Source organism: Bradyrhizobium sp. CB2312 (assembly GCF_029714425.1).
Lineage (GTDB): Bacteria > Pseudomonadota > Alphaproteobacteria > Rhizobiales > Xanthobacteraceae > Bradyrhizobium.
The window spans coordinates 1,643,883-1,665,107 of sequence record NZ_CP121668.1; the positions used below are offsets into that span (position 1 = coordinate 1,643,883).

A 21,225-nucleotide genomic window follows, 5' to 3' on the forward strand; every position below is an offset into this window, starting at 1 on the left:
TCAGTATTTTTCCAGCGAACGGCCGACCACGCCGTCCATATCCTTTTCCGGCGCGATGTCGGTCGAGTAATAGCCCGCGGCCTTCTTGGCGGCGATCTCGACATGGGCGTCGGCCGGGATCAGCTCGGGCGGGATCGGCACGCGCTCGACGATGTCGATGCCCTGCGAGGTCAGCGCGTCGTATTTCATGTCGCTCATCGACAGGAAGCGGTCGATGCGCTTCAGGCCCAGCCAGTGGATCGTATCCGGCATCAGCTGCTGGAAGCGCGCGTCCTGCACGCCGGCGACGCATTCGGTGCGCTCGAAATAGGCGGCGGCGGCGTCGCCGTCCTCCTGGCGCTTGCGCGCATTGTAGACCAGGAATTTCGTGACCTCGCCGAGCGCGCGGCCTTCCTTCCGGTTGTAGACGACGAGCCCGAGCCCGCCCTCCTGCGCGCCGCGCGCCGATTCCTCGATGCCATGGATCAGATAGGGCCGGCAGGTGCAGATGTCGGAGCCGAACACGTCGGAGCCGTTGCACTCGTCATGCACGCGGCAGGTGATCTTGGTGCGATGGTCCGGCAGTTTTGTCACATCGCCGAACATGTAGACGGTGGTACCGCCGATCGGCGGCAAGAACACCTTCAGGTCCGGCCGGGTCACGAGCTCGGGGAACATGCCGGCGGTCTGCTCGAACAGCGTGCGCCGCAGCTCGGTCTCGTTGGTGCCGAACCGCGTCGCAAGGCCGGGCAGGTACCAGACCGGATCGATTGCGATCTTCACCACCGAGACGCTGCCATTGGCGTGCACGACCTCACCGTCGGCGCGCAGCCGCTTTGCGGCCAGCGCTTCGCGGATCTCCGGCAGATCGAGCCGCGCCCGCGTCACCGCGATGCTTGGGCGGATATCGACGCCCTCGGCGATGTCCTTGCCGAAATTCTCGGCGACGAGATGTCCCCACGGATCGAGTGCGACGATCTTTGCGGGATCGCGCCATTGCTCGAACGGGCCGATGGTCGCGGCCGGGAAGGTGTTGGTGAGATCGGGGCGCTTGATGGGATCGAGCGCGCCGGCGGAGACCGCGAGCGCGCGGTACATCGCGTAGGAGCCGCCGTGGCTGCCGATCACGTTGCGATCTCCGGCGCGCGACACCGTGCCGATGATCGGACCGCGGGCGCGCGCATCTGCGGCACCCCAGTGGATCGGGAAGGCAGCTTTCTTGCCCGGCTCCGGATGGGAGGTCAGGCGGATATGCTCGGTACGGTTCGCGCGGCTCATGTCCAGGCTCCCAAAAAGCCAACGGCCCGCCGCTTGGACGGGCCTGGCTCACCTGCATCGCCCATGCGGAGCACCGGCGACGCAAGCTCAATCCAACATATTGTAGCGGCGAGCCACGACAGACAAGTTAATCGTAGGTCGGGGCGGGCTACCTCCCATGAGATATGGCGCAGGGCTGCCGGGCGCCATGGTCCGGGCGGACCGCCGGGGCACATTTGCCCGCGCGGGAATTCTGTAAGATATTGAAATTACTATATTTATCTTGCTGGTGGGGAGCCGCGCCGAGCGCTTGCGTGCCATGCTCCGCGCGCGGTGCGGCCGCGACCGACTGGATAAGCCGCCCGCATTCGGACATATGGTCCGGATCGGCTCTGCCCCGGAGAATGCCATGTCCACCGCCAGCTATATCGACCCGCGCAACGGAAAGCTCTACCCGCTCGACCAGCCGCGCTGGTGCTCGGACGAGCGCACGCCGCTGCTGGTGACGCCGGGGGCTGGCATCTCGCGGGATGACATCGACAGCCGCACGCGATCGCTCTGGCGTTATCGCGCGGCGCTGCCGGTCGAGATCGCAATGCCAATTACGCTCGGCGAAGGCTGCACGCCGCTGGTTCAGCAGGGTTGGGGTGACCTGCGGCCCTTTTTCAAGCTCGAATGGTTCAACCCGACCGGCAGCTTCAAGGACCGCGGCTCCTCCGTGATGCTGTCTTTCCTGCGGCAGATCGGCGTCGACGCCATCCTGGAAGATTCCTCCGGCAATGGCGGCTCGTCGATGGCGGGGCTGGGTGCCGCCGGCGGCATGCGCGTGAAGATTCTGGCGCCGGCCTCGACGTCGCCGGCCAAGATCGCGCAGGTGCGCGCTTACGGCGCGACGGTGCAGCTCGTCGAGGGTCCCCGTGAAGAGTCGGAAGCCGAGGCCATCCGCCAGTCGAGCCAGACCTTCTATGCCAGCCACAATTGGCAGCCGTTCTTCCTCGAAGGCACCAAATCGCTGGCCTATGAGATCTGGGAAGACTTCGGCTTCCGCGCGCCCGACAACGTCATCGTCCCCGTCGGCGCCGGCAGCAGCCTGCTCGGCTGCGCCTTCGGCTTCCGCGAGTTGCTGAAGGCCGGCCAGATCGCAAGACTGCCGCGCCTGTTCGCGGCGCAGCCGCAAAACTGCTCGCCGATCGATGCGAGCTTCCAGGCCGGCGTCGATACGCCCGTCGCGCGCGAGGTGAACAAGACCATTGCGGAGGGAACCGCGATCAAGAATCCGCTGCGCCTGCGCGAGATCATCGCCGCCTTGTGCGAGAGCGGCGGCGGCACCATTGCGCTCACCGAGGACGAGATCGTCGCCGCGCTTCGCCGTCTCGCGCGGCAGGGCCTGTTCGCCGAGCCGACCAGCGCCAGCGCGGCGGCTGCATTGGAGAAACTTTCCGCGGCTGGGGCCATCAAGGCGAGCGAGACCACGGTCGCCGTCCTCACCGGCACGGGGCTGAAGGCCGCAACCACCGTCGCCGATCTCGTGCAGTAGGGCGAGGAGGCCGCACTTTCTTCCCTTCTCCCCTTGTGGGAGAAGGTGGCGCGAAGCGCCGGATGAGGGGTCTCTCTCCGCGTACTCAAGCTAGAACTGGACTCGCCGAGAGAGACCCCTCACCCGTCTCGCCGCTCCACGGCGAGCCACCCTCTCCCACAAGGGGAGAGGGTGAGGGATCACTCCTTCAGATCATTCACTTGCTTCACCCAGGCCCGGACATCCGCGAGCACTTGCGGCAGAACGGCCTTGACGTCCGGTACGGTCATGCCGGCCTTGATGCGGGGGTCGTAGAGCAGGTTGAGGATGTACTGGTCGTAGACGTCGAAATAGCCCATCGAGACGTTGTCGTTGAACATGGTCCAGGGCACGCTCGTGGTGTCGTTGATCGGCCCGAGCGATTGCAGCAGCTCCTCATAGGCGCAGTCGAGGAAGGTGAAGTCGCCGTTGTCGACGGTGAGGATGACGTCGGAATGCTCGATCTCGAAATCGTCGTTCTTGCGGAACCCGGACAGGCATTGCGGATCGAGCGAGGAGCGGATCTCGCGCGCCTTGTCCACGCCGTAGAAGGTCGCGATGGTGCGGAAGAGATCGCGGTCGCGCACGAGCTTGACCCGCACGTTCGCAGCTTCGCTGGTCCCGGTCATGGCGATGTCGAGATGCTGTACGCGCTTGCCGATGTCGGCCACGACCTTGGCGAGCTGCGCCTTGCGGTCGGCGCGGTCGCTCTCGGCGTAGACCCGCACCGGCCCGTCGAATTTGCGGATGCGGTCGACGCGGCCGGCGAGGTGATATTCGGCGCCGAACGCCGTCTTGAAAAAGCCTTCGACGATCTCGCCGTCGGTAAAACTCTTCTTCTCGCTGCGCTGGCGCGAGGCGATCGCGGGCAATTCGCCCGCGGCGGCGATGGTAGCGGTGTCAGGCACGGATGCGAGCGCTGCAAGCGCCAGCAGGGCGAGGCGGACGGCAGCCGAGGGCTGGTTGAATGCGCTCATCGTTGCGCGACGCTGCCGTATTCGCCTCGCGCGCACAAGCCCACAAATTCACGCGCCCGGCGGGTTCCCCGCGCTCAAGCACGATGCCTAGGGTGGGCAAAGGCGCAAAGCGCCGTGCCCACCAACTCAAAATGGTTGGTACACCAAAGGACCGCGCGTTGGCGCGATCCTTCGGCTTTGCCCACCCTACGGAAGTTCGCGCAGGCCTTAGTTGTTCAGCACGACCACGGGAGTGCCGACGGAGACGCGGCTGTAGAGGTCGGTGACGTCGTCGTTGGTCATGCGGAAGCAGCCCGAGGACACGGCCTGGCCGATCGTCTCCGGCTCGTTGGAGCCGTGGATGCGGTACAGCGTCGAGCCCAGATACATCGCGCGTGCGCCGAGCGGATTCTCGATGCCGCCCTTCATGTGGCGCGGCAGGTCGGGCCGGCGGGCCAGCATCTGCGAGGGCGGCGTCCAATCCGGCCATTCCTTCTTGGCGGTGATCCTGTGCACCCCGCCCCAGCGGAAGCCGTCGCGGCCGACGCCGATACCGTAGCGCAGCGCCTGGCCGTTCTGGAGCACCAGATAGAGCCGGCGCTCGGCCGTGTTCACCACGATCGTGCCGGGGGCATAGTTGCCGTTGTACATGACGGTGGTGCGGGGGATTGGGCTCGAGCCGCCGCGGAAGAAGAAGTTCGGTCCGCCGCCCATGATGTCGCGCGAGTCGAACCCTTCGGCGAATGCGCCGGGCACGGTGGCGGTCAGCAGTGCGATGGCGGCAATCGGCGCGGCGAAAAACCGGATCATTGGTACCCCCAAGCAAAAAATCTCTTCAACAAGGGCCAGAGGCCATATTCGCGGGCTTTTCGCAAGCCACGGCCCCGTGAGGAGGCCTTGCTTAACGAATGGCGTTAGCAAATCGGCAACCGCGACAGTTTGCCGGAAAGCATGAGAGCGTTTTCAAGCGAAGTGGATACCGGTTCGCATCAAGAAAACGCGTCAAAACAAGAATCTAATGCCCATTTCGATTCCATCGGAACGGGGGCATTAGCCAAGCCCGCGAATTGCGGCGCGGGGCAGGGCCGCAATGGCCGCTCTTGCTTTGACGGCACGCGCGAACAATGATTGATCGCGGGGATCACTGGAAATCGCCGGTTGCGGGAGCAGACAGAATGAACGGTGCGGAAAGCCTGGTGCGGACGATGGTCAAGGGCGGGGTGGACGTCTGCTTCACCAACCCGGGCACCTCCGAGATGCATTTTGTCGCGGCGCTCGACCGCGTTCCCGGCATGCGCTGCGTGCTCGGCCTGTTCGAGGGCGTGGTAACGGGCGCCGCCGACGGCTATTTCCGCATGAAGGGCACCCCGGCCTCGACCCTGCTGCATCTCGGCCCCGGCCTCGCCAACGGCCTTGCCAATTTGCACAACGCCAAGAAGGCCAATTCCGGCATCGTCAACATCGTCGGCCAGCACGCGGTCTACCACATCGGCTACAACGCGCCGCTGACCTCGGACATCGAGGGCCTGGCCCGGCCGATGTCGTCCTGGGTCCGCACCTCCCCGGATTCCAAATCGGTCGCCGCCGACGGCGCCGCGGCCATTGCGGCTGCGAAAAGCGCGCCGCCGCAGATCGCGACCCTGATCCTGCCCGCCGACACCGCCTGGAACGAGGCCGACGGCATCGCCGAGGTGCCGGCCGAGCAGCAGCGCGCGAGCTATTCGCCGCAGGCGGTCGAGCGGGCCGCCAAGATTTTGCACGGGGACGGCGAAGGTACGCTGTTGCTGATGACCGGCAGCGCGCTGAGCGAGCAGGGCCTGGCGCTGGCCGAACGCATCGCCGGCAAGACCGGCTGCACCGTGATGGGCCCGACCTTCCGCCCGAAGATGGCGCGTGGCCGCGGCCGCTTCTCGATCGACCGCATCCATTACGTGATCGAGAACGCGCTGCCGATGCTGGAGAAGTTCCGCCACATCGTGCTGGTCGAGTCCGACGATCCCGTGGCGTTCTTCGCCTATCCGAACAAGCCGAGCATGCTCAAGCCCCAGGGCTGCGAGGTGCATCGCATGACCTCCTGGGGCGAGAATTCGGTCGCAGCGCTCGAAGCGCTGGCCGGCGCCGTGAAGGCGAGCGCCAAGGACGTCAAGCCGCAGGCGTTGGCTGAACTGGTGAAGCCGACCGGCGCGCTGACCTTCGCCTCGATCGCGCAGGCGATCGCCTGCGCCATCCCCGAGAACGCGATCATGGTCGACGAATCGCTGACCACCGGCCGCGGCTTCTTCCCGCCGACGGCGGCGGCTGCGCCGCACGACTGGCTGCAGAACATGGGCGGCTCGATCGGCTTCTCGACGCCGCTGTCGATTGGGGCTGCGATCGCCTGCCCGGACCGCAAGGTCATCACCATGGTCGGCGACGGCAGCGCGATGTACACGATCCAGTCGCTGTGGACGCAGGCCCGCGAGAATCTGAATATCGTCACCATCGTGTTCGCCAACCGCATCTACCAGATCCTGCGCGGCGAGTTCGACAATGTCGGCGCCGGCGAGCCCGGCCAGCGCGCCAACGACATGCTCCGCCTCGACCGCCCGACGCTCGATTTCGTCGCGCTGGCCAAGGGCATGGGCGTGCCCGGCCGCGCCGTCACCAATGCCGACGAGCTCAACAAGGCGCTGGCCGAGGCGGTCGCCGAGCCCGGGCCGCGGCTGATCGAAGTCCAGATGTAGGGCGTACCAACCCAGAGCGCCGAGGCCCGGAGGCACGATGCAGACCGAGCTGAACAAGGTGATCGCGGCGCTCCGGGACTTCTACGCGCACGAAGCATTCTTGTTCGAGAAGGACATCGGCGAGCGTGCGATCACGCATCGCTTCGCCGTTTACCTGGAGCGACAGTTCTCGGGCTGGGCGGTCGACTGCAATTACGACCGGCTCGGCGAGCGCACGCTGCATCTGCCGCACGGCACCATCATCTCGACCGACGATCATCTCGGCAAGTCGATCTATCCCGACGTCGTGGTGCATCAGCGCGAGATCCCGAACAACCTGCTCACTGTGGAGATCCGCAAGGCGAGCAATCACACGCCGCTCGATCACGACCAGCACAAGCTGAAAGCGATGACCGATGCGCATGTCTGGTTCGCCTATTGGATCGGCGTGCTGCTGGTGCTGGACAAGTACGGGGTGACCACGTCGGAGGTCTATGCCGGCGGCATCGTCGAGCAGCCGCTGTCGCGCTGGTTCGCGACGCGCCTTGGCGAGAGCGGTCTCGGCGCTGCGCGTTAACGGCTGTGGAATCAATGTCAGCCCTCGGGTATGCCCGCCAACAGCATGCCATCGCGAATACGCCTGCTTCCGGCACGAAACGTTGGATCAGTGCTCAGTATGAGCCCTCGCGTGCGGCGTGTTGTGAAGGCGGGGTCGAGCGCAAGTCCCTCGCGGGCGGCAGCCTTTGCGTCATCGATCAATCCCACCAGCGCCAAGGCCGCAGCAAGCTGGAGATGCACGATCGTATTGTTCCGGTTCGCTTCAAGACTCCGGCGCAACCAATCGATCGCCTCTTCATAGGCGCCCAGGATCAGCTTGGCGACACCGAGCCAGTGCATCCATCGATAGGTGAAACTGTCGCGGGGAGAAATCCGGAGCGCTTGCTGGATGTGAGCCTCGCTTTCGGCGCCTTGGCCAACAAAGACCTTTGCAAATCCGATCAGCGCATGGGCCGTGGCCATGTTGCGGTCAAGCGCCAGCGCCTGCTCGAACTCCACGATTGCCTGCGAGCCGCGTCCCGTGAACAGGTGCAAGACGCCAAATGCAAGACGTGCGCGGGCGTGGCGCGGGTTCATCGACAGGACCTTGGTCAGGTTAACGTCCGCCGCATTGAAATACGCGTCACGGTCATTCACCATGAACGTGGTGGCGGTTGACAGGTCGACGTGAGCTATGCCGACCAATGCTTCGACATTCTCTGGATCAAGCACCAGGGCCCGTTCAAAAAAGCCGCGAGCTTGTGCCAGGCGTTCGGGCGTTAGTCCTGTGTTCCACAAATGGCGGCCTTGGAAACACAAATCTATCGCATCGGGATGCGGCGCGCGCTCCGCGCGTCGCGCCTCGGCTTCGATCAGCTGAGCATCCAGGGCATTGGCAAGTCTGGTAACGATTTCATCCTGCATTTCGAGCAGGTCGGTCATCGGCTTGTCGAAGCGATCGGTCCAAAGATGGGCGCGTGTTTCGGCATCGATCAGCTGGACGTTCACGCGGAGCCGATCGGCTCCGCGCTGAACCGAGCCCTGCAGGACGTACTTTACATTCAGCTCCCTGCCGAGCTGTCGCACGTCTATGGCCTTGCCGCGGAAAGTGAGCGCAGTGTTGCAGGCAATCACGAACGTGCCGTCGATCCTCGACAGATCGGCGGTCAAGCTTTCGGTGATGCCGGCGGCGAAATAATCCTGGTCCGGCTCACCGCCGAGGCTGGCCAGAGGAAGCACTAGGATGGAAAGATGTGGCGGTGACGGCACTGGCGTCGAGCTGCCGTCATGCATGGCCGAGCCGGCAGGCTCAACCATAGCGTTATCCACGCCCTGCACGGCGCCAACGAAGCGGAAACCTTTGCGCGGAAGCGTCTTGATGAGACGCTGCTGTTCTCCGTTGTCGCCGATGGCGCATCGTACGACATTCAAACGGGTCGTGAGCGCGGCATCGGATACCGCGCGTCCGTTCCAGATCGCGCTGATCAGCTCATCCTTGCTGACGACGCGTTCCCGGTGACGTATCAGGTACGCGAGCAGGTCAAATACTTGCGGCGCCACGGCCAACACATCCGGTCCGCGACAAAGCTCGCGCCGGTCGGTGTCCAATGCGTGGCCCTCGAAGAGATAGCGCAAGATCGCTCCCGTCTGGCATCAGAAATGTAGCATAGGGCGCAACGCAAAAAATAAGCCGCTGGTGAGGAAAATGTGAGCCCGGCGTCAAGCGCGCTCCGATCTGTCTTGGCAAGGTCGCCCGGTGGGTAGTCACCCCCCGGAGAGAGCGATGAGCACGATTTATGCTGCCGCGGGATCGGCGCAGACGTCCGTGTCGACGCGGCGAGCCCCAAATTTTCTCAAGAGGTATTTTGACGCCTATTGTGCTTGGCGTATCCGTCAGACCTTGCGCGCGACGTTGGACGGCCTGAGCGACCTGGAGCTCAGGGACATCGGGGTCGCGAGAGGCGAGATCGACTATCTCGTTCGAGCTGATCCGTCGATCGACCCACGCGGCTTCTAGACCGGAATGAGCTCTGGCTGCATCGACGCGGCCCTGGGGCGCGCGGTTCGCCTATCCCCCTTGGGACGCGAGTAGACGACAAGGCCGCCCGCATGACGCGAGCGGCCTTTCATCGTTCGTCGCAAGCTCAGTGCAGCGGATCGCCCTGGCCGAGCGCGTAGGCGACGAGGTCCTTCAGTGCGAAGCCGGAGCCGGTTACCGGGGCCCATTGCGGGTCGAGCGACAGTACGGAGGAGCTGTCGCCGAACATCAAGCCGAGGAAGACCTCGGCGACGATGCGGCCGCCGACGGGGCCGAGCTGCGGCGTGTTGACGGTGCCGGGGCCGCCGGTGACGGGAATCGTGACGGCGGTCTGGAATTGCCGCGCCTCGGCCAGGATATAGGTCCAGAGCGGGCAATTGCCGGCAAACACGCCGTTCGCGATGGTCGCGATCTTGGTTTGGGGGTCGCCCGCCTCGGGGTGGTCGACGGCCTTGCCGATGATGATCTGATCGTCCGTCAGCGGTGTCAGGTTCATCGCCCTGGCGACGGCTTGGCCGGAGGGCAGGCCGAGCCGCCAGCCGCGTTCGAGATTGCGCAGCGCCAGCGAGGCCGGATTGGAGGCGACTTCCGGTGGCAGCTTGCGCAGCGGATCGACCAGCGAGGTGTCGATGCGATAGGCGAACTGAAGCCGCCGCTTGTTGTCGGGATTGCTCTCGTCGTTCTCGTCGCCAAAGGGGCGCGTGTCGATGTCGATGAAGCGGCCCCAGTCGATGGCGCGTCCCGGGCCCATGGCGCGGAAGCCGGTCAGCGCGTTCTTGTCGGGATTGTTGGGATCGGGGAAGATCTGAAGCAGCATGTTGTCCGCGTCGTTGAGCCGGTAGCCCGGGCGGATCATGGAATGCCCGAGCCGGTAGGCGGCGACGGAGAACTCGACCGGCATGAACGGGTAATTGTGCCAGTGATAGTGGGCGAGCTTGCTGCGGTCGTAGCTGCCCGCGGTCTTCAGCGCGTTCAATACGTCGGCGTGGACGATGCGCGGCAGGAAGTCGTTCAGCACGACATATTGATAGTGGAAGCGGACGCGCTGCTGCACCTCCTCGAACGACAGGCTGTCATTGTCGTCGACCATGCGGTTGTGAAAGCGCAGCATCAAGCCCTGGAACTGCGAGACGATGCTGTTCTCGTCGTTGCGGGGATCGCCGATCAGCGCGCGGCCCTTGAAGCGCGGCAGGTCGTTGGCGTCGGGGACGCCCGCGCCGGTCAGCTTCTCGCCGAGCAGGAACTTGATGCCGTCATACATGTAGGGCTGATCGTTCGGGCCGCGGCCGTAGAGATTGTCCAGATCGAACGACGGCGTGCGGAAATCGACCAGCCCGTCGGGATCCTGCTGCTTGGTCAGCGAGCTGACCGGATCGAAGGTGATGTCGTGATCGACGAACTGGCCGAAATAGGTGTAGAGCGCGGGAATGCCGCTCTCTTCCGCGTCCGGCGGGTTTTTCGGCGCATCGAAGCTGCCGATCATCTTGTCGGCGAGCGCCGACAGGTTGGCGATATTGTCGGCGTCGGTGGGTCCGAACTTGGCCGGGTTGAGGCTGAGCTTGCGGAACATGCGGCCGAAGCGGCCTTGCGAAAGCGGGGATCGGATCGTGTTCAATCCGCGCGGAATAATTGCGTGGCGGCTGCTCATTTCAAATTCCTCCCTGAAAAGTCACATGGAAAATCGACTAAAGTTAAAGTTGTTCGAAGCAGAATATGCATGTGACGCTAGATCAGGTGATTGGGCGCCACAAGCCGCTGCTTCACACAATGCGCGATGTCGATGTCGTTCCGGGGAGGGCGCTACGCGCAAGCTGCGGTCGTGCTTTGCAAATTTTTCCCGGAGCGATGACGGATAACATTCTCGTCATCGACGGGAGCAAGCAGTTTTTCGCGCATGAGTTCGCCGGAGTATCGGCGAAGCAGAAAGTCTTCACGTGAAAATTGTGGCGGCGCGCGCCTCGTGCGCACGCCGCCACAACGTCGTCAGTAATAGCGCTGCTGCGAGAACGCGTAGCGCGGATTGATGCCGCAATAGGCCGACGTGCCGGATGCACTGGCCTGGCACTGCTGATAGCTCGCGAATTGGCAGTTGCCGGGATAGCCCCAGCTGCGGCCTTGCAGGCAATACCGGTCGTTTGCGGCGTGAGCCTGGGCCGCCGGGAAGGTCGCGGCGATCAGGGCTGCAAACGATGCGAGGGTGAGGATAGTGCGACGCATTCAAACTCCTTCGAGAGCGAGTGAATGAGGAACCGCAAGCTCCATCTGCGTGTTCCGGGACTTGGCCGACACTTTGTCGTGCCCGTCTTGGTCTGCGCAGTGGGCACTGCGTTCGACATGGGTCTATGATGCGGCGCGAGCCGCGGTCAGCAATGTGATCTCGGCCACAGTTTGCGGCAGGCTTCGCGCCTATCGTCCGCGGACTTGCACGCGCCGATCCCGGGACGCGGCGGCTTCGTCTCGTTCGGGTCAGGTCATTTTGGAGGCTTTGATGCAAAGGTCATATTTGCTGGCTGCGACAGCAGTGCTGGCGCTTCTTGCGCAAACACCGCTCGCGCTGGCGCAGAACGCGCCGGCCGCCGGCGGAACCGCAGCGCCCGCGACCACCGCTGCGCCGGCGGCGACGACAGCGCCGGCGACGACAACGACAACGCCGGGCACAACCACCGACAGCTCCAGCCAGCCATCCGACTCCAAGAAGAGCGCGTCGAAGAAGTCCGCGAAGAAGAAGATGACGCGGCAGCAGGAGATCGATCATTCGATCGACAGCGGCACGGTTCCGGCGCGCTATCGCAGCTCGGTGCCCAAGCAGTACCAGCAATATATTCCGTTCGATAAGCAGTGACGCATTGCACGGCGGTGCGGCGCGACTCGGCGTCGCGCCGCACCACTGGTCCTGCCGGCCGGAATCGGGCGATACATCCCTTGTGGCGGCCTGCCCGAGCGGTGCTAGAGTAGGCCGAAGCCCCGGGGGGAGTAATGAGCGACGACGTGAAGGATGCTGGCCTTGTGGCCATGATCAGCAGCATCCTGGGGGGTAACAAGCGCGCGGACAGCGTCGTCGCGCCGCCGCTCGCGGAGGTTCCGCCAACCGCGCCGTCGAACGGATTTGATGCGGCTGCCGCCATCGTCCCCGAAGCGAACCTCGTCAAGCGCGCGGACGCGGCTGCACCGATCGCGCCGGAGCCGGCCGCGCCGCCCCCGAAAATCACGAGGACTGCCGACGGCAGGCAATTGCTGCCCGCGGAAGCGATCGCCGAGCTCGTGCTCGGCGAGCTGCACAAGCTGGAAGATTTTCCGGCGACCGGTGCCTCGGTCACGGTCTATGGGTACCGTCACTGGAACGCCATGATCACCTTCGCGCCGTTCTCGACCAGCTTCCAGAACGCCACGCGGTTCCGCCAGGCCATGCCGGATCTCGTCTTCAAGCTCCGTCGTTTCGTCCAACTTGAGATATAAAGCGTTTTCAAGCGGAAGTGGATTCCGGTTCGCGTGAACAAAACGCGTCGAACCAAGAAGCGAGAGACGCGTTCCATCGGAACGGGACTCTCGTCAGGCAAATCGCCCGCGGCGCCCGCGCGCCGCAATCAGCCAGACAAGTTCGACAGGATCTTCGAATTGAGCGTCGCCTTTACCAAGGAAGAAAGCGCCGAGACCGCATCCGAGACGCTGCTCCCGGATCGCCCGATCTCGCCTCATCCCAACCTCGTGACCGAAGCCGGCTTGCAGGCCTTGCAGTCGGAGCTCCAGGAGGCGCGCGCGGCCTATGAGGCGGCGCAAGCCATCGAAGACGTCAACGAGAAGCGCCGGCAGTCGGCGGTGCCGTTGCGCGACGTTCGCTATCTCACCGAACGGCTGCGCACGGCGCAGGTCGTCGCGAAGTCCGAGTCATCAGATACGGTCGCCTTCGGCAGCACGGTGACCTTCCGCCGCACTGACGGCCGCGTGCAGACCTATCGCATCGTCGGCGAGGACGAAGCCGATCCCAAGGCCGGATCGATCTCGTTCGTCGCGCCGGTCGCGAGATCGCTGATGGGCAAGGCGGTCGGCGACGTCGTGGGCTCGGGCGCGCAGGAGATCGAGATCCTGTCGATCGCGTAGCGAGCGGTGCGCCCTCTCCATTCCGTCCCCCCTTGTGGGCAGGGCAATCGCATATGAGTTGCACGATGCGGCGGCATGGGCACTGGGCTCCCTCTCCCGCTTGCGGGAGAGGGTTGGGGAGAGGGTGCCTCCGCAACGGGATAATCCCCAAGAGGAAAGAGCCCTCACCCGCCGCGCTCTGCGAGCGCGTCGGCCTCTCCCGCAAGCGGGAGAGGCGGAGCAAGCCCGCAGACAATCCTCGTGAAATTCACATGCGATTGCCCTACCTTGTGGGGGAGGGAACGCACCTCGGTCGAGGCTTGCAGATCTCACCTTATGAGACCTCTCAGACCTGCGGCAGCGCAACCCCGGTCAGCCTGCCCAATTTCTCGATGAGCTCATCCTGAAACTCCGGATCGGTCGCCTCCCTCGCCGGCTGCTGCTGCTCGAGATGATGCCAGTAGCGCCCGCTGACCTGAGCCGCGGCATCCCCACTCACCGCCAGCCAGGACTGGGTCCGCTGTCCGGTGTCGAGATCGACCGGCGCGCCCGCGCCACCCATCTTCGTGCGCACCCATCCGGGATCGACGGCGTTGCTCAGCACCTTGGGCCAGCGTCTTGCCAGCGCGAAGGCCAGCGCGACCACGTGCAGCTTGCTCTCGGCATAGGCCTTGGCCGAATCCCACGCCCGCTTCGTCCAGTCGAGGTCATCAAGCGAATCCTCGCCACCCCGGTGCAGTCCGCTGCTGAGATACACCAATCGGCCGGGCCGCTTGATCAGGGCGGTCAGCATGTAGGGTGCAAGGGTATTGATGGCGAGTGTTTCGGCATGGCCCTCCGGCGTCGCGCCGCGGCCCGGCCGCGTGTAGACGCCGGCATTGTGGATGATCGCATCCATGCGCCCGATCGCGTTGACCTGATCGGCGATGCTCCTCACATCTGCACCTCGCGCGAGATCGCCGACCACCATCCCGGCGGAGCGCGATGCGAGCTCGCCGATCGCGCTGGTGCGGCCCGCCGATCGCGCGTGCAGCACCACGCGGTGCCCCTGATCGGCGAGCGATTGCGCCGCCGCCCGGCCAAGGCCGTCGGTGCTGCCGGTGATGAAGATGGTCGCCATGCGCTGCTCCTCGAAAGCGTTTCTGCACGCACTCTACAATGCGCGCTCATGGCTTCCGATACTGTTCGTCGCTCACTTTCTCCAGCCAGTCCACGTTCTTGCCGCCGGAGGATTCCTGGATGGCGATATGGGTCATCGCCGTCGTCGGCGACGCGCCGTGCCAGTGCTTCAGTCCCGGCGGAAACCACACGACGTCGCCGGGCCGGATCTCCTCGATGGCTCCGCCCTCGCGCTGCACCCACCCCAGTCCCGCGGTGACGACGAGCGTCTGCCCGAGCGGATGTGTGTGCCAGGCAGTGCGGGCCCCCGGCTCGAAAGTGACCTGGCCCGCGCCTACCCGGGCGGGATCAGGAGCCTGGAACAGCGGATCGATCCGCACCGTTCCGGTGAACCAGTCCTGTGGTCCCTTTTGTGACGGGCGCGATCCGTTGCGCTTGATGTCGATGTCCATATGAGCCTCCTCTTGTGCCGCCGATGCGCGCGCCTGCGTCCGGCGGATTCCGATCACAACGGCGCTGCCGCCAATGAGCACGTCCCTGCGCCTGATCACGTCATGTCTCCGCTCATCGCGGCCGCTTTTCGAGGACGTCCTTGATAACCGGCGCCGCAGAGAACGCGTTGGGCCATCCGGCGTAGAAGGCGAGATGGCCGAGCGCCTCGCCGGCTTCCTCCCGGGTCAACCCGTTATCCATCGCGCGGTTCAGATGGTAGGTGATCTGCGCGACCTGACCGGTCGCGATGAGCGCGCTCACGGTGACGAGGCTGCGGTCGCGCGGCGCCAGGGCCGGCCTCAGCCAGAGATCGCGGAACAGTGCGTCGGTCGTGTACTGCACGAGGCTCGGCGTGATCTGCCCGAACTGCTCGCCGACGCGTGTCGCCCGCTGTTTCTCCGCGGCTTCGTCGAGCGGCAGGTGTGGCTCCGAAGCCGGCGGAAGCTGATCGGCTCCGATGTTGCGGCTCTTGAAGACCTCGCGTGCCGCCGGGATCGCGTCCATCGCATTGGCCCAGCCGGTGTAGAAGGCGAGGTGCGTGATGATCTCCGATATCTCCGACGGCTTCACGCCGTTGTCGAGCGCAAGTGCCAGATAGTGCGGCAGCTCGACCGTCTGGTCGCGCGCGATCAGGGCCGCGACCGTGACGATGCTGCGGTCTCGCGGCGAGAGACCTGGTCGCTTCCAGAGATCGCCGATGACGAATTTTTGCGCATAGCCTTCGAGCGCTGGCGCAACGGCGCGGATGTCTTCCGATGTCGACATGGGATTTGCTCCTTTGACGGCTGTTTGCTCCGCGGCGACCGGGTCGCCGGCGACCAGCCAGACCGACAACAAGGTGCTTGCGAGCGTTCTCATTGTTGATGTCCTTCGACGGTGAACGGGTGAGCGAGCAGCCACCAGGCGACCAGTGCGGCGCAGAGCACGGTGAGGGCGCTCGCGAGAAACAGGAGGTTCAGCCGCGCGCCGCTCGCGATCAATCCGAGCGCGGGGCTGGCGATGCCCTGGGCGAGGTCGAGAAAGGCGGTGTAGGCGCCCATGGCGAGGCCGCGATTCTGCGCCGGCACGCGGCGCACCGCCTCGACGCCGAAACCGGGATAGATCAGCGAGAAGCCAAATCCGGTCAGTGCGGCGCCGGCCAGCGCCATCTCGGGTCGGCTCGCCAGCCAGATCAGGGCCTGCCCGGCGGCTTCGATCAAGGCACAGAGCAGCGCAACCCTGGCGCCGCCGATCGCATCGGCCAGATGACTGAAGAAGACGCGCGCCAGTATGAAGGCAACCGCATAGGCCGTATAGGCAAGCCATCCATCGGCCCATCCGCGGCTGGCAAACAGCAAGGCGACGAACGTCGTCACCGCGCCGAAGCCGACGCTGCCGAGGGCCGATCCGAAGCCCGGCACCCATACGGCGCCGAGCACCTTGGCGAACGACAAGCGCGCCTGCTGCACCGGCGCGACCGTTGGAAGCTGCGCAACGAACAGCAGCGCCAGCAGCGGCGCCGCTAACGTGGCGAACGCGATCGCCGCGAAGCCATAGGCGGCGTAGAGCGCGGCGCCTGCGGGCGCACCGATGGCGAAGGCCGCGAACATCGCGGAGCCGACCCAGGCGATGACCTTGCCGGTGTTGCCGCTGTCGACGAGTGCCAGCCCCCAGCTGACTGCGGCCGTGATGATGAAACTTTCGGCGCCGCCAAGCAGGCCGCGGCCCAGCAGCAGAATGGTCACCGAGGCCAGCGGCGCCTCGGTGAAGCCGAGCGAGAGCAGGTACAACAGCCCGGATGCCGCGGCCGCGACGAGGCCGGCGATGACGCCGCGCTTCGCCCCGCGTCGGTCCGAGAAGTGACCGGCCCACGGCCGCGAGACCAGGGATGCCGCGAACTGGCTGCCAGCGACGAGGCCGACCACGAACGTGCCGAACCCCAATCCGTCGTGGACGTGGAGCGGAAGCACGGGCATCGCCACGCCGATGACGAGGAAGGCGAGGAAGACCACCGCCATGATCGGCAGCAACGTCGCGGTGACGCGAAGCGATGCGGCGGGCTGCATGGTCGTGACCGGCATGCTGGTTTCGGAGCTCCTGGTGGCTGCTCCGAACCTAGGGCCTTCGCTGATCCCCGATTAGATGATAGATTTCGAATGCGGTTATTAGGACTGCTAATCAATGCACCGGGACGACGCGAGCGACCTTCTTGCCTTCCTCGCCGTGGCGCGGGAGCGCAACTTCACGCGCGCCGCCGCAAAGCTCGGCATGACGCAGTCCGCGCTGAGCCAGATCATCCGCAATCTGGAAGAGCGGCTGGGTGTCCGGCTGCTCAATCGAACGACGCGAAGCGTCACGCCGACCCAGGCCGGCGAGCGGCTGTTCGAGAGCATCGGCCCCAAGTTCACCGAGATGGACAACGATCTTGCTGCACTCAGCGAGTTTCGCGAGAAGCCTGCCGGGACTGTCCGGCTGACGGCGACGGAATATGCCGCCGGCGAGATCCTGCTGCCGGCGCTGGGAAAGCTTCTGCCGAAATACCCCGACATCCATGTCGAGATCATCATTGATTACGGCCTCACCAACATCGTGGCGCAGCAGGTCGATGCCGGCATCCGTCCCGGCGAGCTCGTCGCCAAGGACATGATCGCGGTGCGCGTCAGCCCCGATCTCCGGATGGCGGTGGTCGGATCGCCCGCCTACTTCGCCGAGCGCAAGCGGCCGAAAACGCCGCAGGATCTGACCCACCACAATTGCCTCAATCTGCGCCTGCCGACGCATGGCGGCAGTCTCTATGCCTGGGAGTTCGAAAAGAACGGGCGGGAGCTCAACGTGCGGGTCGAGGGCCAGCTGGTGTTCAACAGCGCAGGGCTTTTGTTGGAGGGAGCGCTGAAGGGATTGGGCCTCGCCTATCTCACCGAGGGACACGTGCAGCCCTATTTGTCACAGGGCCGTCTTGTCCGCGTGCTCTCGGATTGGTGTCCGCCGTTCTCGGGATACCATCTCTACTATGCCAGCCGACGTCAGCCGTCTCCGGCTTTCTCGCTGCTCGTGGAGGCGCTGCGATACCGCGGCAAGTAGAATTGGGCGGCTGTCTTGCGCATTGCGTGGCAAAGAGCGCCCTCGACAGGAGCCATTCCATTCGCCTAAAGCATCAGCCACCCGCTTCCGCTGTCTTGTCCTGATATCGATGGTCTCCGCTATGTCCGCGCAACACATCCCGATGGTTGGATGAGACGGTTTCTGTCGGGAGCGTTGCCGTTCTACGCGCTGGCGGGCCTCGCCATGTGCATGTACCTCGTCCTGTACAAGACTGAGCTCTTCGACCTGAACGCCGTCGTCCAGGGCGCGACCGGTTCATGGTGGTTTCCGGTCTTCATGTTCGGCTGCGTGCTGCTGGAGTCGGTCTTCCCGTATTTCGGCTATTTTCCCGGCACCGCCCTGATCCTGATGTCCGTGGCACTCAATCCGAAGCCCGCCGACGTCTCCGTTTTCATTATGGCGTGGCTGGCCATCATCGTGGGCGCGGTCTTGAGTTACGGACAGGCGCGTTTCTTCAGACCGTTCCTGCAGCGGGTCGCCTCGAAGGCGGCCCTGACCCGATGCGAGTCCCTGTTCGACGCCTACGGTCCCTACGCGCGCGTCGCCTTGTTCGTTCATCCCAACGCCTCTGCGATGTATTTCACCGCACTAGGCCTGCTCGGCCGCAACCTGACGCGAGAGCTCGCCTATCTCTGCGCAGGCGCCGCGGCCGCCGTGGGCATTCTGTTCGTCATCGTGACCAGATTAGTGTCGTCCGTCGGCGCCACCGATGACGGGCAATTGCAGGTGCTGCTGGCGGCGGGGCTGGTCGCCATCGGAACGCTGGTTGGTCTCTACGCGGCGTTGCGGCCGGGGCGGGTCGCGTAAAGCTTGGAGGCGTGAACCGGCGCCGTCTCTCCGTGCTTCCGTCATTGCGAGCGCAGCGAAGCAATCCAGTCTGCCTCCGCGGACACACTCTGGATTGCTTCGCTGCGCTCGCAATGACGGCACGCGGGACTTCCGATGCTGCCATCATGCGCCTGTTTTGCCCGACGGGTCAATCAAAATTCGGAAAAATCGTAACCCATTGATCCGACTGATGTCGGCTACTGTGCATGGGGTTGTTTTCGAGATTTTTGACGAGGCAGCCCAAAAAGCTGCCATGCACCGATGGTCGTCCGCAACCGATGGGGTTCAGAGAATGGATGGTGGGCGCACAAGGGATCGAACCTTGGACCTCTCCCGTGTGAAGGGAACGCTCTCCCGCTGAGCTATGCGCCCGGGACCATCATGCAGGCGCCCGGACTTGTCAGTCGGCCGGTGCATTGGAGCCCGCGATTTAGAAGTGCGGGCCGAAGGTGTCAAGTTTCGAGGTGCCTTGCGGAGGCGAAAACCTTGGCCGATCGCGCAATCCGGCCGCGAGGCCGGGTTTCGGCCCGCTTACGCGCCCTGCTGGCGGGCGCGGGAGGCGTGGGCCTGCAGCGCCCGGATGCGTTCGGCGAGCGTTCCACCGCCCTCGGGCAGGCTCGGTGCGCCATTGGTCGCGGCGTCGTTGGCCGGGCGCGGCGCCGGCTTCGGCGGCTGGCCGGCCTCGGCCGCGAGCAGGGCCTCGATCGGCGAGTTCGGGCCTTCGAGCTGCATCGCGAGCTTGGCCACTTCGGCGGCGATGTCGTTGATGCGCTCGCGCAAGAGCGCGTTCTCCATGCGCTCGGTCGCCCAGGAGCTTTCCGCCTGCTGCTGGATCGCGTTGATGTCGCGCTGGAGTTTGCCGCGCTCGTCGCGCGCGGTGCGGAGCTGCTCCTCCAGCGCGGTCTTTTCCGCGCGCAGCGATTCGAACGCGGCCGACGACTTGCCGCCGCTCAGGGCCGCGATCTCGACGCGCAGCTCCTTGACGGTGCGCTCGGAGGTCTCGTTGGCCTGACGGAGCTGGTTGTTCTCGTAGTCGCGCTCGGCGAGCAGCTTGCCTTGCGTGGCGAGGCGGCCTTCGAGGTCGGCGACGCGGCCCGACAGCATCTCGGCTTCCTTGACCTGCACGAGGAGCTGGCGGTCGAGCTCGTTGACGCGCTGGCTGAGATTCTCGACCCGGCCGCGCGCGTCGCCAAGCTCGCGCGAAGCGGTTTCGGATTCGGTGCGCTCCTGCGCGAGGCGCGCTTGCGTGGCGGCGAATTCCTTCTCGGCATCGCCGACGCGGTTCTTGAGCTCTTCGATCTGGGCGCGCACCGCGACCAGCTCGACCTGGCGGCTCTCCGCCATCATCGAACGGTCGGACAGCTCGGAATTGATTTTCGCGAGCTCACCCTGCTTGTCGGTCAGCGCCTGCTCGGCGGTGCGCAAGGATTCGGTCTTGGCGCTGAATTCCTCTTCGGTGGCGCGAAGCTGCTCCTTCACCGCCTTCTCGCGCGCCTCGAGCGCGAAGATCGTGGCGTTCTTTTCGCCGAGCTCGATCTTCATGCGGTTGATGGCATCGCTCTTCTTGCCGAGCTCGGCGAGCTGGCTGGTGGTCTTGTTCTTGAGCTGCTCGACGCTCATCTCGAGCCTGCGCGCCGACATGGCGAATTCGGCACGGAGCTGGTCCTTGTCGGCCTGGATCTCGGCCATCGACAGCGGGGTCGCGGCCTCGAGCCGGCGCGTGGTCAGGCGGACCGCGCGGTTATGCACCAGCGGCACGATGGCCAGCCCGCACAGCATCGAGAGCAGGAAACCGATCGCCAGGTACATGATCGGTTCGACCATGGGCCAGAACTCCGAGAGCTAAGGAAAAATTTACCAACAACAATGCATGGCGGGCCGGCAAAAAGCCAGCCCCGCCCTGTCGTTAACGTGAATCCGGAACTTGTCCGGGGAGGGCGCTCTAGAACGGGTTCCAGGTCGCGCGCGGCGTGTATTTCAAATAGCCGATATTGGCGCCCAGCCGCAGGCCGAGGCCGGAGCGGATCGGCACCAGCACGATGTTGTTGGCGGTGAGCGCGGTCATGCCGAAGCCGCCGATGATATAGGCCGAGCCGTCGATGCCGGCGAAGCGCTGGTAGATCGCGTTGGTGGCGGGCAGGTTGTAGACCAGCGTCATGGTGCGCGCGCCGTCGCCGCCCCAGTCGAAGCCGAGCGAGGGGCCCTGCCAGTAGACCCGGAGGTCGCCGGCGTTCTTGGTGTAGAGCGTGCCTTCGCCGTAGCGCAGGCCCGCGACGAAGGCGCCGGAGCCTTCCTCACCCAGGATATAGCCATTGGGCAGGCCCCATTGGCTGACCGCCTTCTCGATGATCGAGGCGAGCCCGCGCGAGACGTTGCCGAAGAAGCGGTGACCGGCGCCCACCAGCTCGTCCGGCCCATAGGTGTTGGGCGTCGGGGTCCGCTGCGGCGGCGGCAGGTTTGGCGGCGGCGCCTGCTGGGCGGAAGCCGGCACGATCCAGCCCACCATCGCGGCAAGCGCGAGTGCAGCAAGGCGTGATGCGAAAGTCATAAAAGAACCCCTGCTATCGAATCCGATCGCTTCCTTAACCTGACGCCAACAGGCAC

Annotated in this window: 22 protein-coding genes and 1 tRNA gene; 10 read left to right on the top strand and 13 right to left on the bottom strand. The window is 65.0% G+C overall.

Annotation, left to right across the window (positions count from 1 at the left end):
* The gene (locus QA642_RS07840; protein WP_283084153.1) at positions 1 to 1,257 is read right to left on the bottom strand and encodes a GTP cyclohydrolase II; all 1,257 of its coding nucleotides are present in this window, start codon (positions 1,255 to 1,257) and stop codon (positions 1 to 3) included.
* Between the two features lie 388 nt (positions 1,258 to 1,645).
* Between QA642_RS07840 and QA642_RS07845 the strand changes: the two genes are divergently transcribed.
* Positions 1,646 to 2,773 carry a threonine synthase gene (locus QA642_RS07845; RefSeq protein ID WP_283084154.1) on the top strand — a complete coding sequence of 376 codons (1,128 nt, stop codon included), beginning with the start codon at positions 1,646 to 1,648 and terminating at the stop codon, positions 2,771 to 2,773.
* Positions 2,774 to 2,952: 179 nt separating this feature from the next.
* On the opposite strand, the gene QA642_RS07850 is transcribed toward QA642_RS07845, so the two are convergent.
* Together QA642_RS07850 and QA642_RS07855 are read right to left on the bottom strand one after the other, a co-directional pair.
* Positions 2,953 to 3,768, bottom strand: coding sequence for a DUF2927 domain-containing protein (locus QA642_RS07850; protein ID WP_283084155.1), 816 nt, complete (start codon positions 3,766 to 3,768; stop codon positions 2,953 to 2,955).
* Positions 3,769 to 3,975: 207 nt separating this feature from the next.
* Complete coding sequence (locus QA642_RS07855; RefSeq protein WP_283084156.1) at positions 3,976 to 4,557, bottom strand: L,D-transpeptidase; 582 nt, start codon at positions 4,555 to 4,557, stop codon at positions 3,976 to 3,978.
* Positions 4,558 to 4,922: 365 nt separating this feature from the next.
* Here QA642_RS07855 and QA642_RS07860 point away from each other — a divergent pair, with 365 nt between their 5' ends.
* Both QA642_RS07860 and QA642_RS07865 read left to right on the top strand, forming a co-directional pair.
* A complete protein-coding gene (locus QA642_RS07860; RefSeq protein ID WP_283084157.1) occupies positions 4,923 to 6,470 on the top strand; it encodes an acetolactate synthase large subunit in 1,548 nt (515 codons plus the stop codon).
* Between the two features lie 37 nt (positions 6,471 to 6,507).
* Positions 6,508 to 7,026, top strand: coding sequence for a hypothetical protein (locus QA642_RS07865; RefSeq protein WP_283084158.1), 519 nt, complete (start codon positions 6,508 to 6,510; stop codon positions 7,024 to 7,026).
* A gap of 17 nt (positions 7,027 to 7,043) precedes the next feature.
* Here QA642_RS07865 and QA642_RS07870 read toward each other — a convergent pair whose 3' ends face one another.
* Positions 7,044 to 8,621: a winged helix-turn-helix domain-containing protein gene (locus tag QA642_RS07870; protein ID WP_283084159.1), complete on the bottom strand. Its 1,578-nt coding sequence runs from the start codon at positions 8,619 to 8,621 to the stop codon at positions 7,044 to 7,046.
* Between the two features lie 148 nt (positions 8,622 to 8,769).
* Between QA642_RS07870 and QA642_RS07875 the strand changes: the two genes are divergently transcribed.
* Positions 8,770 to 9,003, top strand: coding sequence for a DUF1127 domain-containing protein (locus QA642_RS07875; protein WP_283084160.1), 234 nt, complete (start codon positions 8,770 to 8,772; stop codon positions 9,001 to 9,003).
* 127 nt (positions 9,004 to 9,130) lie between these two features.
* Here QA642_RS07875 and QA642_RS07880 read toward each other — a convergent pair whose 3' ends face one another.
* Positions 9,131 to 10,672 (bottom strand): heme peroxidase family protein, encoded by a 1,542-nt coding sequence (locus tag QA642_RS07880; RefSeq protein WP_283084161.1) that lies wholly within the window; start codon positions 10,670 to 10,672, stop codon positions 9,131 to 9,133.
* A 65-nt stretch (positions 10,673 to 10,737) separates the two neighbouring features.
* Here QA642_RS07880 and QA642_RS07885 point away from each other — a divergent pair, with 65 nt between their 5' ends.
* Positions 10,738 to 10,962: a hypothetical protein gene (locus tag QA642_RS07885; protein ID WP_283084162.1), complete on the top strand. Its 225-nt coding sequence runs from the start codon at positions 10,738 to 10,740 to the stop codon at positions 10,960 to 10,962.
* 45 nt (positions 10,963 to 11,007) lie between these two features.
* Here QA642_RS07885 and QA642_RS07890 read toward each other — a convergent pair whose 3' ends face one another.
* A complete protein-coding gene (locus tag QA642_RS07890) occupies positions 11,008 to 11,241 on the bottom strand; it encodes a DUF3551 domain-containing protein (RefSeq protein ID WP_283084163.1) in 234 nt (77 codons plus the stop codon).
* 271 nt (positions 11,242 to 11,512) lie between these two features.
* On the opposite strand from QA642_RS07890, the gene QA642_RS07895 reads away from it, so the two are divergent.
* The 3 genes from QA642_RS07895 to greA all read left to right on the top strand — a co-directional run bounded on the left by QA642_RS07895 (position 11,513) and on the right by greA (position 13,122).
* Positions 11,513 to 11,866 (top strand): hypothetical protein, encoded by a 354-nt coding sequence (locus tag QA642_RS07895; RefSeq protein ID WP_283084164.1) that lies wholly within the window; start codon positions 11,513 to 11,515, stop codon positions 11,864 to 11,866.
* Between the two features lie 134 nt (positions 11,867 to 12,000).
* Entirely contained in the window at positions 12,001 to 12,480 is a 480-nt protein-coding gene (locus QA642_RS07900) for a hypothetical protein (protein ID WP_283084165.1), read from the top strand.
* A 159-nt stretch (positions 12,481 to 12,639) separates the two neighbouring features.
* Positions 12,640 to 13,122, top strand: coding sequence for a transcription elongation factor GreA (gene greA, locus QA642_RS07905; protein WP_283084166.1), 483 nt, complete (start codon positions 12,640 to 12,642; stop codon positions 13,120 to 13,122).
* A gap of 325 nt (positions 13,123 to 13,447) precedes the next feature.
* On the opposite strand, the gene QA642_RS07910 is transcribed toward greA, so the two are convergent.
* The 4 genes from QA642_RS07910 to QA642_RS07925 form a co-directional block, all read right to left on the bottom strand.
* Entirely contained in the window at positions 13,448 to 14,221 is a 774-nt protein-coding gene (locus tag QA642_RS07910; RefSeq protein WP_283084167.1) for an SDR family NAD(P)-dependent oxidoreductase, read from the bottom strand.
* Positions 14,222 to 14,267: 46 nt separating this feature from the next.
* Positions 14,268 to 14,666, bottom strand: coding sequence for a cupin domain-containing protein (locus QA642_RS07915; protein ID WP_283086824.1), 399 nt, complete (start codon positions 14,664 to 14,666; stop codon positions 14,268 to 14,270).
* A gap of 118 nt (positions 14,667 to 14,784) precedes the next feature.
* Positions 14,785 to 15,570, bottom strand: a complete 786-nt coding sequence (locus QA642_RS07920; RefSeq protein WP_283084168.1) for a carboxymuconolactone decarboxylase family protein — start codon at positions 15,568 to 15,570, stop codon at positions 14,785 to 14,787.
* Positions 15,567 to 16,772 carry an arabinose transporter gene (locus QA642_RS07925; RefSeq protein WP_283084169.1) on the bottom strand — a complete coding sequence of 402 codons (1,206 nt, stop codon included), beginning with the start codon at positions 16,770 to 16,772 and terminating at the stop codon, positions 15,567 to 15,569. The genes QA642_RS07920 and QA642_RS07925 overlap by 4 nt, the downstream gene beginning before the upstream one ends.
* Before the next feature lie 100 nt (positions 16,773 to 16,872).
* Between QA642_RS07925 and QA642_RS07930 the strand changes: the two genes are divergently transcribed.
* Positions 16,873 to 17,772, top strand: coding sequence for a LysR family transcriptional regulator (locus tag QA642_RS07930; protein WP_283084170.1), 900 nt, complete (start codon positions 16,873 to 16,875; stop codon positions 17,770 to 17,772).
* A gap of 150 nt (positions 17,773 to 17,922) precedes the next feature.
* A complete protein-coding gene (locus QA642_RS07935; RefSeq protein ID WP_283084171.1) occupies positions 17,923 to 18,600 on the top strand; it encodes a hypothetical protein in 678 nt (225 codons plus the stop codon).
* A gap of 318 nt (positions 18,601 to 18,918) precedes the next feature.
* Here the strand turns inward: QA642_RS07935 and QA642_RS07940 are convergent.
* From QA642_RS07940 to QA642_RS07950, 3 genes are all read right to left on the bottom strand, one after another.
* A tRNA-Val gene (locus QA642_RS07940) sits at positions 18,919 to 18,993 on the bottom strand.
* A gap of 159 nt (positions 18,994 to 19,152) precedes the next feature.
* Complete coding sequence (locus QA642_RS07945; protein WP_283084172.1) at positions 19,153 to 20,445, bottom strand: hypothetical protein; 1,293 nt, start codon at positions 20,443 to 20,445, stop codon at positions 19,153 to 19,155.
* 118 nt (positions 20,446 to 20,563) lie between these two features.
* Positions 20,564 to 21,169 (bottom strand): DUF1134 domain-containing protein, encoded by a 606-nt coding sequence (locus QA642_RS07950; RefSeq protein WP_283084173.1) that lies wholly within the window; start codon positions 21,167 to 21,169, stop codon positions 20,564 to 20,566.
* Positions 21,170 to 21,225: the final 56 nt, after the last annotated feature.